The 14,635-nt window shown below is 60.4% G+C and carries 11 protein-coding genes; 8 read left to right on the forward strand and 3 right to left on the reverse strand.

Annotated elements, in window-relative coordinates:
• The first annotated feature begins 169 nt into the window (after positions 1-169).
• Genes AC07NR_RS06495 through AC07NR_RS06515 form a run of 5 tightly spaced genes read left to right on the forward strand, consistent with a single transcriptional unit; the run spans position 170 to position 6,708 of the window.
• Complete coding sequence (locus AC07NR_RS06495; protein WP_495078106.1) at positions 170-3,655, forward strand: response regulator; 3,486 nt, start codon at positions 170-172, stop codon at positions 3,653-3,655.
• Complete coding sequence (locus AC07NR_RS06500; RefSeq protein WP_085709782.1) at positions 3,655-4,488, forward strand: CheR family methyltransferase; 834 nt, start codon at positions 3,655-3,657, stop codon at positions 4,486-4,488. Before AC07NR_RS06495 ends, AC07NR_RS06500 begins: the two co-directional genes overlap by 1 nt.
• The gene (locus tag AC07NR_RS06505) at positions 4,485-5,078 is read left to right on the forward strand and encodes a chemotaxis protein CheB (RefSeq protein WP_495078107.1); all 594 of its coding nucleotides are present in this window, start codon (positions 4,485-4,487) and stop codon (positions 5,076-5,078) included. The genes AC07NR_RS06500 and AC07NR_RS06505 overlap by 4 nt, the downstream gene beginning before the upstream one ends.
• Positions 5,072-6,286, forward strand: a complete 1,215-nt coding sequence (locus AC07NR_RS06510) for a hybrid sensor histidine kinase/response regulator (RefSeq protein WP_114882868.1) — start codon at positions 5,072-5,074, stop codon at positions 6,284-6,286. The genes AC07NR_RS06505 and AC07NR_RS06510 overlap by 7 nt, the downstream gene beginning before the upstream one ends.
• A gap of 44 nt (positions 6,287-6,330) precedes the next feature.
• Entirely contained in the window at positions 6,331-6,708 is a 378-nt protein-coding gene (locus AC07NR_RS06515; protein WP_007954537.1) for a response regulator, read from the forward strand.
• Between the two features lie 13 nt (positions 6,709-6,721).
• Here AC07NR_RS06515 and AC07NR_RS06520 read toward each other — a convergent pair whose 3' ends face one another.
• The 3 genes from AC07NR_RS06520 to AC07NR_RS06530 all read right to left on the reverse strand — a co-directional run bounded on the left by AC07NR_RS06520 (position 6,722) and on the right by AC07NR_RS06530 (position 11,086).
• Complete coding sequence (locus AC07NR_RS06520; RefSeq protein WP_495078108.1) at positions 6,722-8,392, reverse strand: ATP-binding protein; 1,671 nt, start codon at positions 8,390-8,392, stop codon at positions 6,722-6,724.
• Positions 8,389-9,891 (reverse strand): ATPase domain-containing protein, encoded by a 1,503-nt coding sequence (locus tag AC07NR_RS06525; protein WP_248739628.1) that lies wholly within the window; start codon positions 9,889-9,891, stop codon positions 8,389-8,391. The genes AC07NR_RS06520 and AC07NR_RS06525 overlap by 4 nt, the downstream gene beginning before the upstream one ends.
• Positions 9,892-10,030: 139 nt before the next feature.
• A complete protein-coding gene (locus AC07NR_RS06530) occupies positions 10,031-11,086 on the reverse strand; it encodes a HEAT repeat domain-containing protein (protein WP_495078109.1) in 1,056 nt (351 codons plus the stop codon).
• 191 nt (positions 11,087-11,277) lie between these two features.
• On the opposite strand from AC07NR_RS06530, the gene AC07NR_RS06535 reads away from it, so the two are divergent.
• From AC07NR_RS06535 to AC07NR_RS06545, 3 genes are read left to right on the forward strand one after another with little or no spacing between them, the layout of a single operon-like run.
• Positions 11,278-13,413 carry an FUSC family protein gene (locus tag AC07NR_RS06535; RefSeq protein WP_495078110.1) on the forward strand — a complete coding sequence of 712 codons (2,136 nt, stop codon included), beginning with the start codon at positions 11,278-11,280 and terminating at the stop codon, positions 13,411-13,413.
• Positions 13,403-13,603, forward strand: coding sequence for a DUF1656 domain-containing protein (locus AC07NR_RS06540; RefSeq protein ID WP_085709788.1), 201 nt, complete (start codon positions 13,403-13,405; stop codon positions 13,601-13,603). Before AC07NR_RS06535 ends, AC07NR_RS06540 begins: the two co-directional genes overlap by 11 nt.
• A gap of 4 nt (positions 13,604-13,607) precedes the next feature.
• Positions 13,608-14,588 (forward strand): HlyD family secretion protein, encoded by a 981-nt coding sequence (locus AC07NR_RS06545; protein ID WP_085709789.1) that lies wholly within the window; start codon positions 13,608-13,610, stop codon positions 14,586-14,588.
• The last annotated feature ends 47 nt before the right edge of the window (positions 14,589-14,635 follow it).

A 14,635-nucleotide genomic window follows, 5' to 3' on the forward strand; every position in this document is an offset into this window, starting at 1 on the left:
ATGGATACAAAAAAGAATAGGCGCAAACGGGCGGGCAAGGATAACCGTTGGCATGCGATCCGGCGCAGGCAAATGTGGGAAAACAGTGCTAAGACTGTGAGAAAAATGGATCCATGCCGCTGTTTTGGGGCAAACTCCCTGGTTTTCAACAGTTCGACAAGGCTGCCACATGTCCTCTCCGTCTTCGGTTGATGAATCACGGTTTCGCAAACTGCTGACCCGCAACATCGCGCTGCCACTGGGCGTCGGTGCGATCAGTGCCGTGTTCTTCGTGTCGCTGATCACTTATTTGCTGTCGGTCATCCAGTGGGTGGAGCACACCGACCGGGTGATCAATAACGCCAACGAAGCGGTGAAGCTTACGGTCGATCTGGAAACCGGCATGCGCGGCTACCTGCTCAGTGGCGACGAGCATTTCCTCGATCCCTATGAAACGGCCAAGCCCCGCATCGCTGTGGCGCTCAACACCTTGCTTGAATTGACCGCCGACAACCCGGTGCAGACCGATCGCTTGCGCCGCCTGCAGGCGCTGCAGACCGAGTGGGCGACCTACGCGCAATCGATGATCGACCTGCAGCGCGCCAGCGGCGACTACAAGGCTGCGGTGAAGGCCGGGCGCGGCAAGCGCCTGACCGATGAGATCCGCAAGCAATTCGATGACGTGATCGACACCGAGCAGACATTGCGCACCACGCGCAACGAAGATGTGCGCCGGACCACGATCTGGAGCATCAGCCTGTATCTGCTGTTCATCGCCGGCATCAGCGGTTTGCTGGCCTATATTGGCCGACGCGATCTGGTCAGTCTTTCCAACAGTTACAGCGCCAATCTGGCCGCGCAACTGGCCAGCGCCGAACGCCTTTCGCAGCAAGCCTGGCTGCGCACAGGCCAGACCGAACTGGCCGAGCAGGTGTTGGGGCAACTGACGCTCAATCTGTTGGGACGCAACATCCTGCAATTTTGTGCGCAATACCTGGGCACTGCCGTCGCGGCGTTGTACGTGCGCGAAGAACATGGCGGCCTGAAGCGCGTGGCGACTTACGGTTTTTCTCGCGAACAGGAACAACAGGAACAATCCCTCTATAGCGATGAAGGCATCGTTGGCCAGGCCGCGCAGCAGGCGCGGCTGATTCGCCTCGATTCGGTGCCGGCCGATTACTTCAAGGTCAGCTCAGGTCTGGGTGAAGGCCTGCCGCACAGTGTGCTGGTGGTGCCGACCAGCGATGACGACCGGATTAACGGTGTGATCGAACTGGGCTTCCTGCGTCCACTGACCGAGCGTGATGTGGCGCTGCTGGAACTGATTGCCGGTAACATCGGCACCTCCATCGAAGCGGCGCGTTATCGCCAGCGTCTGCAGGAAGTCCTGGCCGAAACCCAGCAGCTCAACGAAGAGTTGCAGGTGCAGCAGGAAGAACTGAAAACCGCCAACGAAGAACTGGAAGAGCAGTCGCGGATTCTCAAGGAGTCCCAGGCGCATCTGGAAACCCAGCAAGTCGAGCTGGAGCAGACCAACGAGCAACTGGCCGAACAGGCCCAGACCCTGGCCGAGCAACGCGACGCCATGGACCAGAAGAACACCGAGCTGAATCAGGCTCAGGTGCAACTGGAAGAGCGTGCCGAAGAGCTGCAGCGTTCGAGCAAGTACAAGTCCGAGTTCCTCGCCAACATGTCCCACGAACTGCGCACACCGCTGAACAGTTCGCTGATCCTGGCCAAGTTGCTGGCGGAAAACCCGCAGGAAAATCTCAGCGCCGAGCAGGTGAAGTTTGCCGAGTCGATCTATTCCGCCGGCAACGACCTGCTCAACCTGATCAACGACATTCTCGACATTTCCAAAGTCGAAGCCGGCAAGCTCGAAGTGGTTCCGGAAAACACCAGCGTGGCGCGTCTGGCCGATGGCCTGCGCAGCGTGTTCGAGCCACTGGCGGCAGACAAGAAACTGACGTTCAGCGTTGAGTTGCAACCGGATGCGCCGATCACTCTATTCACCGACCGCCAGCGTCTGGAACAAGTGATCAAGAACCTGCTGTCCAACGCCGTGAAATTCACCGAGCACGGCACGGTCAGCCTGACCATCGCCGGCCAGCCGGACGATCGCATTGCCTTTATCGTGCGCGACTCGGGGATCGGGATTGCGCAGGACCAGCAGGAAAGCATTTTCGAGGCCTTCCGCCAGGCTGACGGCACCACCAACCGCAAGTACGGCGGCACCGGTCTGGGGTTGTCGATTTCCCGGGATCTGGCGATGTTGCTGGGCGGTTCGATCAGCGTCAGCAGCGCGCCGGGGCAGGGCAGCGTGTTTACCCTGGTGCTGCCGCAGCAATACAGCGAAGAGGGTGAAACGGCGTTCGCACCGCTGACGTTTACTCCGCCCGCACCAGTTGCCGCGCCGGTCGTGGCGGTTTCGCCGGTGGCCTCCGCTGATATCCCGCGCTTCAATGACGACCGCAACAAGGCGCCGTTCGACAGCCGCTGCATTCTGGTGGTGGAAGACGAGCCGAACTTCGCCCATATCCTGTACGACCTGGCCCATGAACTGGGTTATCAGTGTCTGGTCGCCCACGGTGCCGACGAAGGTTATGACCTGGCGAAAGAGTTCGTGCCGGATGCGATCCTGCTGGATATGCGCCTGCCGGACCACTCGGGCCTGACCGTGCTGCAACGCCTCAAAGAACACGCCGAAACCCGGCACATCCCGGTGCACGTGATTTCGGTCGAGGATCGCGTCGAGGCCGCCATGCACATGGGCGCTATCGGCTACGCGGTCAAACCGACCACCCGAGAAGAGCTCAAGGACGTGTTCGCGCGTCTTGAAGCCAAGCTGACCCAGAAGGTCAAACGCGTGTTGCTGGTCGAAGACGACGATCTGCAACGGGAAAGCATCGCCCGTCTGATCGGTGACGACGACATCGAAATCACCGCTGTCGGCCTGGCGCAGGATGCGCTGGAGCTGCTGCGCACGACGATCTTCGATTGCATGGTCATCGACCTGAAGCTGCCGGACATGCTCGGCAACGATCTGCTCAAGCGCATGTCCACCGAAGACATCTGCTCGTTCCCGCCGGTCATCGTCTACACCGGACGCAACCTGACCCGCGATGAAGAGGCCGATCTGCGCAAGTATTCGCGTTCGATCATCATCAAGGGCGCACGCTCGCCGGAACGCTTGCTGGACGAGGTCACACTCTTTCTGCACAAAGTCGAATCGCAGTTGTCCCATGAACGGCAGAAGATGCTCAAGACCGCACGCAGCCGCGACAAGGTCTTCGAAGGCCGCAAAGTGCTGCTCGTGGACGACGATGTACGCAACATCTTCGCCCTGACCAGCGCGCTGGAAACCAAGGGTGCAGTCGTGGTGATCGGTCGTAACGGCCGTGAAGCGATTGAAAAACTGAAAGAAGTCGAGGACATCGATCTGGTGCTGATGGACGTGATGATGCCGGAAATGGATGGTTTTGAAGCCACCATGGAAATCCGCAAGGATCCGCGCTGGCGCAAGCTGCCGATCATCGCGGTGACGGCCAAGGCCATGAAGGACGATCAGGAGCGCTGCCTGCAGGCGGGCGCCAATGATTACCTGGCCAAGCCCATCGATCTGGATCGCCTGTTCTCGCTGATTCGCGTGTGGTTGCCGAAGATGGAACGCATTTAGTGGAACGTAGTAATCACATTGAACGAAACAGTGAAATCGAACTGCGGTTGCTGATCGAGGCGATTTATCTCAAGTACAGCTATGACTTTCGCGATTATTCCGGCGCATCGATCAAGCGCCGGGTGCAACATGCGCTGAGCCAGTTCGAATGCGCGACCATTTCGGCGTTGCAGGAAAAGGTCCTGCATGACCCGACGGCGTTCATGCAGTTGCTGCAACTGCTGACGATTCCGGTCAGCGAGATGTTCCGCGACCCGTCGCACTTCCTGGCGATCCGTCAGGAAGTGGTGCCGCTGCTCAAGACTTACCCGTCGATCAAGATCTGGATCGCCGGGTGCAGTACTGGTGAGGAGGTCTATTCGATGGCGATTCTGCTGCGCGAAGAAGGTCTGCTCGACCGCACGATCATCTACGCCACCGACATCAACCCGCGCTCGCTGGACAAGGCCAAGCAGGGGATCTTTTCGATGGAGAATGTGCGCGCCTACACCGCCAACTATCAGCAGGCCGGCGGTCAGCGCTCGTTTGCCGACTACTACACGGCTGCGTATGGTTACGCGATTTTCGACAAGAGCCTGTGCGAGAACGTGACCTTCGCCGATCACAGCCTGGCAACGGATAGCGTATTCTCCGAAACTCAATTAATTTCATGTCGTAACGTATTGATTTACTTCAATAAAAAACTTCAGGATCGAGCGTTTGGATTGTTCCATGAGTCGCTGTGCCACCGTGGATTTCTGGTACTGGGCAGCAAGGAAACGCTGGATTTTTCCGGCTACTCCAACCAGTTCGAACCCTTGGTGAAACAAGAACGGATCTACCGCAAATCATGAACAGTGCAGCGGATTTGCCTCGGGTCGAGGCGATTGTGGTCGGGGCTTCCGCCGGTGGCGTCGAGGCCTTGTTGACCCTGCTCGGTTCGCTGCGGGCAGGCTTCGGTCTGCCGATCATCATCGTGCTGCATCTGCCGGAAGAGCGACGCAGCCAACTCGCCGAGGTGTTCGCCCGGCGCGTGGCGTTACCGGTAACCGAGGCCATCGATAAACAGGACATCAGTCCCGGCACGGTGTATTTCGCCACACCGGGTTATCACCTGTCGGTGGAGCAGGATCGCAGCCTGTCGTTGAGCCTGGAAGACCGTTTGCACCATTCGCGGCCCTCGATCGATTTCCTGTTCGAATCCGCTGCCGATGTCTACGGCCCGACGCTGGCAGCCGTGCTGCTGACCGGGGCCAACCACGACGGTGCAAGAGGTCTGGCCCAGGTCAAACGCCAGGGAGGGCTGACCATCGTTCAGGATCCGCAAGACGCGCTGGTGGCGACCATGCCCGAGGCCGCATTGAAGACTCATCGACCGGATCACATACTTCCCATACGCGGCATCGGCCGTCTGCTTGTCGAGCTGGAACGAATCGCATGCTGAGTAATATCCAGGCAAAACTGCTGATCGTCGACGATCTGCCCGAGAACCTGCTGGCTCTCGAAGCGCTGATCAAACGCGAAGACCGCACCGTTTACAAAGCGCTTTCGGCAGACGAGGCGCTGTCGCTGTTGCTGCAACACGAGTTCGCCATGGCCATTCTCGATGTGCAGATGCCCGGCATGAACGGCTTCGAACTGGCCGAACTGATGCGCGGCACCGAGAAGACCAAGAACATCCCGATCATTTTCGTCAGTGCCGCCGGCCGTGAACTGAACTACGCGTTCAAGGGCTATGAAAGTGGCGCGGTAGACTTCCTGCACAAGCCGCTGGATATCCATGCGGTGAAGAGCAAGGTCAACGTCTTCGTCGACCTGTATCGCCAGAGCAAGGCGATGAAGCAACAGGTTGAAGCGCTGGAGCAGAGCCGTCGCGAACAGGAAGCGCTGTTGCAGCAACTGCAAAGCACCCAGGGCGAACTGGAGCAGGCCGTGCGCATGCGTGACGATTTCATGTCGATCGTCGCCCACGAAGTGCGCACGCCGCTCAACGGCCTTATCCTCGAAACGCAGCTGCGCAAGATGCACCTGGCCCGGGACAACGCCGCGGCGTTTACCCTCGACAAGATGCACGCCATGGTCGACCGCGACGAGCGTCAGATCAAAAGCCTGATCCGGCTGATCGAGGACATGCTCGACGTGTCGCGGATCCGCACCGGCAAGCTGTCGATCCGACCGAGCCGCTTCGATCTTTCGCAACTGGTGGGCAACCTGCTGCAGAATTTCGCCCAGCAGATCGAAGCGGCCGAGACTGAAGTCAGCTTTACCGCGACGGAACCGGTGGAAGGGCAGTGGGACGAGTTCCGCATCGAGCAAGTGGTGTCGAACCTGCTGACCAACGCCTTGCGTTATGGCGGCAAGAGCCCGGTGCAGGTGCGGGTTTATCGCGAAGGCAATGAGGCACGGGTCGAAGTCGCGGATCAGGGCATCGGCATCAGCGAGGAGAACCAGAAGCGCATTTTTCAACAGTTCGAACGGGTCTCCGCCAAGACGGTGGTCGCCGGTCTCGGGCTAGGTCTGTTCATTTCCGAGCAGATCGTCGCCGCCCACGGCGGCTCCATCGTCGTCGAAAGCAGGATCAACGAGGGCGCCCTGTTTCGCGTTTGTCTGCCGCTCCAGGAAAACGGCGAAACAAACGCAACCTCTGAGTGACCACACGGTCGTATCAGCAGCTATTGACCGAACAAAGGCTTCCCATGAGCGTAGATGCACAAGATGTAGTACTCGTCGTCGAGGACGAACCGGTGATCCTGATGGTGCTGACAGACTATCTGTCGGGGCAGGGCTATCGCGTATTGCAGGCCGAAAACGGCGAGCAGGCGTTCGAGATTCTGGCGAGCAAGCCGCATCTGGACATGTTGATTACCGATTTCCGCCTGCCGGGCGGAATCTCCGGCGTGCAGATCGCCGAACCCGCCGTCAAATTGCGTCCTGACCTGAAGGTGATCTTCATCAGCGGCTATCCGCAGGAAATCCGCGAGACCGGCAGCCCGATCACCCGTCGGGCGCCGATCCTGGAAAAACCGTTCGACCTGGACGTGTTGCAGGAGAAGATTCAGGAACTGCTGGCCTGAGGCGTCAACCGCCTCAGCTCTTGATCATCTCCCGCACCTTCGCCGTCAACAGATCGAAGGTGAAGGGCTTGGTGATCATCTGCATGCCCGGGTCGAGAAAACCGCCGCGTACCGCGGCGTGCTCGGCGTAACCGGTGATGAACAGCACTTTCAATTCCGGCCGGTATTGTCGACCGATTTCCGCCAGTTGCCGGCCGTTCATGCCCGGCAGACCGACGTCGCTGATCAGCAGATCAATGCGCTGCGCCGAGTCCAGGATGGGCACGGCACCGTCGGCGTCGCTGGCTTCGACAAAGCCATAACCCAACTCGCTCAATACGGCGCTGACCAGCACCCGTACGGCCGGGTCGTCCTCAACGATCAGCACGGTTTCGCCTTCCAGGGCGTCCGGAGTCTGTTCCGTATCCATCGGAGTGTGGGGCAGGGACTCACCCTGGAAGCGCGGCAGATAGAGTTTCACCGTGGTGCCCTGATCGATTTCGCTGTCGATCGACACATGCCCGCCGGACTGCTTGCTGAAGCCATAGATCATCGACAGGCCGAGCCCGGTGCCCTGACCGATGGGTTTGGTGGTGAAAAATGGATCGAATGCGCGGTTGATCACGCTCTGCGGCATGCCGCAGCCATTGTCGGTCACACTCAACACGACGTAATCGCCGGGCGCCAGATTGCTGTAGCTCGCGGTGAAATCGCGATCCAGCACCTGATTGCCCGTTTCGACCACCAGATTGCCGCCGTCGGGCATCGCGTCGCGGGCGTTGATCACCAGGTTGAGCAGGGCGCTTTCCAGTTGATTGGGGTCGGCCTCGGCCACCCACAATTGCTCGTGCAAACGCATGTCCAGCTGGATGCTCTCGTTCAGACTGCGTTGCAGCAGCTCGCCCATCGATTGCACCAGATCATTCATCTGCACCGCTTTGGAATCCAGCGATTGCCGGCGGGAAAACGCCAGCAAGCGGTGAGTCAGGCCCGCCGCACGGTTGGCTGAGGTCACGCCCAGATCGATCAGGCTGTCGAGATCATCTGTCCGGCCCCGGGCAAGACGCCGGCGGAGCAGTTCCAGACTGCCGATGATCCCGGTCAGCATGTTGTTGAAGTCGTGGGCGATCCCTCCGGTGAGCTGACCGACCGCTTCCATCTTCTGCGACTGGCGCAGCGCTTCTTCGTTGTGCCGCAGTTGCGCGGTGCGTTCCTCGACTTGTTGCTCAAGGGTTTCGAGGGTCGATTGCAGACGCCGCTCGCTTTCGCTCAGATCGATCAGCCGGTCGCGGGCTTCGTACTGTCGTCGTCGACCGCGCAACGCGGCAGAGATCAGGCTGACCAGCGTCGCCGGGTGGAAGGGACGTTCAAGAAAGGTCACGTTGCCAAGCAGTTCACTGAGCCGGGAAGAGGGGCCCTGTTCGGATCCGCCGTGATGAGTGAGGAGTACGATTGGCAGATCCGACCAGGCGGGCTGTTGCTCCAGATACTGCAACAGGGTTTCCAGTTCCGGACCACACAAGGCTTCAGCGGCGATCAACAACAGGCCTGCGCCGGGCTCAAGTTCACTGCACAGGCTGGCGAGGTCCGGGGTGATCAGGCCGCCATACCCGGCCTCGTTGAGGATCATCAGCGCAATCTGGCTGTCGCGACCCAGGGGCGCCAGAATCAGCGCCCGTTCGGACAGCGGGACGGTGACGGTCACAAGTTGTCTTCCTTGAGCAGCGGATTGCTCGCGCCGAGGTAAGTGGGCACACCGCGCAGCACGCCCTGGAAGGCTTCCAGCGGTTCGCCGATGGTCATGCCCTGGGCGGAAATCCGGTATTCACGGATGGTCGATTCGTGGCTGCCGGTACGCTTCTTGATGATCGAAATCGCCCGGCGCACCTTGCCGAGGGCTTCGAAGTAACGCAGCAGGATGACCGTGTCGGCCAGATAGGTGATGTCCACCGGCGCCTGCATGTCGCCGACCAGACCATGCTGGGCGACGGTCATGAAGGTCGCGGCGCCTTTGCGGTTCAGGTACAGCAGCAGTTCGTGCATGTGCAGGACCAGCGCATTTTCTTCCGGCATCGCGGCCTGATAGCCGTTGATGCTGTCGATCACCACGGTCTTGATATCGGCTTCATCGACACAGCGGCGTACCCTGTGGGAGAACTCACCGGGGGACAGTTCGGCCGCGTCGACTTGCTCGATCAGCAGATTACCGGTGGCTTGCAGGGCCTTGAGGTCGATGCCGATGTTTTTCATGCGCTCGAACAGCAGGCCCAGCTCTTCGTCGAAAATGAACAATGCCGCTTTTTCGCCGCGCGTTACCGCTGCGGCAGCGAAGATCATTGAGATCAGCGATTTGCCGGTACCGGCCGGACCGAGGATCAGCGTGCTGGAGCCGGTCTCGATGCCGCCACCGAGCAGCGCGTCCATTTCAGTAATCCCGCTGGTCAGTTGCAGACGCGGGTAATCGCCCCGATGTTCAGCCGCCACCAGTCGCGGAAAGACATGCACGCCATCGCCCATGATGGTGAAGTCGTGAAAACCGCCGCGATACTTCTGCCCGCGATACTTGATCACCCGCACGCGTCGGCGTTCGGCGCCGTAGTTGGGGGTCAGTTCTTCGAGGCGGATGACGCCGTGGGCCACGCTGTGCACCGTCTTGTCGAGGGATTCGGTTGTCAGGTCATCCAGCAGCAACACCGTCGCGTCATAGCGCACGAAGTAATGCTTGATCGCCAGGATCTGGCGGCGATAGCGCAAGGAGCTTTGTGCCAGCAAGCGGATCTCCGACAGACTGTCGAGCACCACCCGGGTCGGCTTGAAGCGTTCGACCACTTCGAAAATCTGTTTGGTGGCTTCACCCAGTTCCAGATCCGAGGAGTACAACAGGCTTTGCTGATGCTCGGCATTGAGCAGGCTTTCCGGCGGTGTAAGCTCGAAAATCTCGATGTTTTCGTTCAAGTCCCAGCCGTGGGATGCCGCCCCCTGGCGCAGTTCGCGCTCGGTTTCGGAGAGCGTGATGTACAGCGAGCGCTCTCCGGCACGGGCACCGGCGAGGAGAAAATGCAACGCCACCGTGGTTTTACCGGTACCGGGCTCGCCCTCCAGCAGGAACACATGACTGCGAGAGAGACCACCGGCCAGGATGTCGTCCAGACCTTCGATGCCCGTGGCGGCTTTTGCGCTGATCAACTCGTTCGATGTAGACAAAAAATGCCCTCTCATGACTAGGGGAAGCGAGGCAGCGGGCGGTGTACGCCTTTGCGGGCTGCCTGTTTACTTGACCCTTTGCCGAGAGGGCGGTTCCGAATTTCTTTCCGGGTGTGTCATGGAGCCTGTCAGAAGTCGTTCAAAGACCCTGCTGCAACGAGGGGTCGTCCGGATTCATCTGCTCAAGCTGGGCCAGCAGAACCTGAACGTTCTGCAACTGACCACTTTCTTTCCAGTAACTGATCAGCAGCACCCGTGCCTTGCGGTCGGCCGGATGACGTTGAACGATTTCCTGCAATTGTTTCTGCGCCGCTTCGAGTTCCTCGGCGCTGTGCAGCGTGGTGGCGAGGTCGTAGCGATAATCCTTGTTGTCGGGTTCCAGCTCCACGGCCTTGGACAGGCCAAGCAGGGCGAATTCCCGTTGATCGTGATGGAGCAGCCACAGACCCAGGGCATGTTGCAGGTAGGCGGAGTCGGGTTGGGCCTTCAGCTGTCGAGCCAGCAGTTGCCGGGCGGCGTCGCTCTGGCCCTGGCGGTCGAGCACCTCGATCTGCATCACCAGCGCCGGCAGGTTGGCCGGATCCAGACGCAGGGTCTGCTCGAGGGCATCCTGCGCCTGTTTGAGCTCGGCATTGTGCAGGTACAGACGCGCCAGTTGCGCATGGTTGGCGGCGCTTTCCGGCTGATGCTTGAGCGCCTCTTCCCACACGTCGATGCCTTGCTGCAACGGCGCAAAGTACAGGCCCAACTGGTCCGGCGACAGGCCGAGCAGGGCGTTGATCGCGGCAAAACGAACGTTCTGGTCCTCATCGTCGAGCAGCGGGCCGAGCAACAGACTGCGCTGGCCGCCCGGCACCAGACCGGTCACGCTCCTGATCGCCGCCACTCGTACGTCGGGGGATTCGTTCTGCAGATCGGCATCGGCCAGTTTCAACGCTTGCGGGCTCGGGTAGTTCGGCAGTTCGGCATGCAGCCAGACGCGCCGCTTGACGGAAAGATCCGGGCGTCCCAGTTGCTGGTACAAAACCCGCGCCGCGCCCGGCTGGCCGGCCCGGGCGGCGGCCAGCGCTTCACTGTAGCCATGCTTGATGGCTTCCGGCACCACGGGAGCGGTGCTGCGCAGCGACAGCCAGGCAACCAGAAGGACAAGCACGAGGCCAAGACTGATGAACACGTAGCGGCGGGACTGAGGCATGCAGGTATCCGAAGCTTTCATATTGACGCAGAGGGGCAAGCTTCGGTCAGCTGAGGCCTTGAGTCAAACACTCTGCCCGATATGTCATGCGACTGAGGATGAATATCCCTACAACCTCTGTCGGCCCTGGAAGCCGTCGAGCTTTCGATGCAGTGACTACGCTTGGTGAAGTTCCTTTGACGAGTGCGTTCATGCAAGCCCTGCTCAATTATTTCAAGACGGTGATCCATCCCGGTCAGGCAGTGTTGCTGTTTGCCCTGCGCACCATTGCAGCCGGGTTGCTGACGCTGTACCTGGCGTTCCTGTTCGATCTGGATCAACCCAAATGGTCGATCATGGCAGTGGTCATCATCAGCCAGCCGCTGGCCGGGATGGCGTTGGCCCGCAGTTTTGGTCAGGTCATCGGCACCACGCTGGGTGCGGCGGTGGCGGTGCTGATCATGTCGATTTTCCCTCAGGCGCCTTTGCCGTTCATCACAACCCTGGCGCTGTGGCTGGCGCTATGCACGGCCGGCGGCACCTTGCTGCGCTACACCAGTTCCCAGGCATTCGTGCTCAGTGGCTACACCGCCGTGGTGGTGGCGCTGCTGGCCATTCCGGACCAGGACGGCACCTTCCTGCTGGCGGTTACCCGGGTGACCGAAACCCTGCTGGCGGTGGCCTGCGTCTGTGTCGTCAGCCTGTTGACGGCTCGTCCGGAGGCGGTTTCGCGCAACTACTTCGCCAAAGTCGATCAGGTGATCAAACTGGTCGCCACCCATGCCGCTGCGGTGATTCGCACTGAAGAAAGCGAAACCGAATTCCAGCGCCGGCAAATGCAACTGCTCGGCGAAATCAGCGCCCTGGAAGGTTTGCGCCGTCATCTGTATTTCGATGCTCCGCGTCTGCGCAGTGCCAACAATCTGGTGCTGATGCTGGGCAATCAACTGATGCTGCTCACCTCACGTCTGACAGCCCTGCGTCATCAGCGGCAGTTGCTGACCGAGCGCTGGGACGGGGATCTGCCACTGGAGGTCCAGCGCTTGCGTGCCGATGAACTGGCGTTTCTCGATCAACTGGCACAGTACGGGCGGTCACTGCCGGAAGACATGAGGCATCAACTGGTTGTCCTGCAGCAACAGTTCGAAGCGCTGGCCTACAGGGCCGAACAGTTGACCGAGGACATGAGCGCAACCTTGCGTTCACTGGCATGGGCCCTGCGCTGGGAGCAGGCCCGGCTGCTGCAACAACTGGAGCAGATCCTCGAACTGAGCGAAGCCATACAGGACGGGCGGGAGGCCAGTTGCATGTTCCGTGGCCAGTCCAGCCCGCTGCACCTGGATTTCACTCTGGCGACGATGAATGCGATCCGGGCCTTCAGTGCATTGCTGGTGGCCGGGCTGATCTGGATCGAAACCGCCTGGGACGGTGCCCGTGGCGGGATGATTCTGGTGGGCATTCTGTGTTCGCTGATGGCAACGTTCCCGCGCCCTTTGATCGCCGCGCAGAGCTACGCCCGGGGACTGGGCCTGGCACTGGTGGTTTCAGCGTTGTATCAGTTCATGCTGGTCCCGGCGGTCAACGACTTCGAATGGCTGGCGATATTGCTGGCTCCGCTGCTTTATGTCATCGCGGTGGGACTGGCCAGCCCGGCCACGGCGGGCATCGGCATGGGGCTGGGGTTATCGAGTTTCCTGATGCTCGGCCCGCAGAACGTCGGAACCGGACAGAACACCGCCATTCAATGGTTCGAGTTTGCCGGTGCCTACGTCAGTGCGGCGATGCTGGCCCTGATCGTCTATGCGTGGATCTTTCCGTTCCGGCCGGTGTTGCGAATCCGTCGGTTCTACAACGAAGCGCGGGAGCAGGTGTATCAACTGACCAAATTACCTACCACGGACGAAGAGCAATTCGCGTTCGAAAGCCGCATGGTCGATCGCCTGACCACCATGCTGGGTCTGTTGCCGGCAGCCAATGACCCGGACATGCAACGACGCTATGAAATCAGCCTCGCCTGTGTGGCGCTCGGTGTCGCCATTCACCAGCTCAGACAACAGGTGCAGGGCAACGCTTTGCTGACGGACTCTTTCGGCCGGCAACTGATGGATGCTTTGCGCCACACCGGCCGCTTCGTCGCTGGCCGCCCGGATGTGAACCTGCCAGCGTTGCTGACGACGCTGCATGCGCTCGGTGACGAGCTGGATGACCTGCATGCCGCCACACACGAGCACCTGTGGTCGGTGTTCCGCATGCGTGTGGCGCTGCTGATCGTCGTCTCGTTCCTTGAGCGTCACGGTGAATATCTGCAACACAACGCCCCTGAAGGAGAACCCGTCCTTGCCCATTGATTTCGAGATCGGCGGGGTCTACCTGCCGCCAATCGCCCAGGCGCTGATCCTTGCCATACCGGTCTTTCTGTTGCTGGACTGGGTATTGCGCCGCCTCGGCGTGCTGCGCCTGGTCTGGCATGAAGCGCTGTTCGAGGGCGCGTTGTACGCCTGTGTCTGCGCCACATTGATTCTGTTGATGGGAGCCTGATGCCTTGAAGACGTTGCTCACTCGATTGACGACATTGGCTGTGGTGCTGCTGGCCATCGTGCTTGGCTGGTTCGCCTGGGAGCATTACACCCGTGCGCCCTGGACGCGGGATGCACGAGTGAGGGCAGACGTGGTGACCCTGTCGGCGGATGTCTCGGGACGCATCGTCAGTCTGGCGGTGCAGGACAACCAACACGTCGAGAAGGGCCAGTTGCTGCTGGAGATCGATCCGGCTCGCTACAGTCTGGCGGTCGAGCATGCCAAACGTTCGGTCGAGGTAGCCAAGGCCACCCTGGGTCAATCCCGGGCGTCCATCGTGGCCAGTGAGGCCTTGCTCAAGCAACGCGAGAGCGAAGAACGGCGCAGGCGCACGCTAAAACAGGGCTTCGCGATTTCGGGTGAAGAGTGGGAAAAGTCCAGCACCGACGTGGCTGTGGCCCAGGCCGACCTGCTGCGCAACCAGGCCAATCTCGGCCTGGCAGAGGCCAATGTGCAATTGGCGATTGCAGCACTGACTCAGGCGGAACTGGATCTGCAGCGTACCCGTGTCGAATCGCCGGTCAGCGGCTACGTCACCAACCTGTTGACCCGGCAGGGCGACTACGCAGTGGCCGGCGGCGCATTGCTGGCACTGGTGGACAGCGACTCGTTCTACGTCAGTGGTTATTTCGAGGAAACCAAGCTGCCACGGATCGAGGAGGGCGACAGGGTACGGATCGAGTTGATGAGCGGTGAGAAGTTCGGCGGCACCGTGCAAAGCATCGCCTTCGCCATCGCCGACCGGGAAAACGCGCCGGGCAGTCGATTGCTGGCCAACATCAATCCCAGTTACACCTGGGTGAAGCTGGCACAACGGGTGCCGGTGCGGATCGGTATCGATCCCGACTATGCGGGCAAGGATCGCCTCAGGGCAGGCACCACAGCCACCGTCACCGTTCTGGAAAACCACGAAAGACAGGCACAAAAAAGCCCCGCGACCGAATGATACGCGGGGCAAAAAATTGGTTGGTTGCGGCCAACCAAAGGAGCTCT

The sequence above is a fragment of the Pseudomonas sp. GW821-FHT09C09 genome (assembly GCF_059418105.1).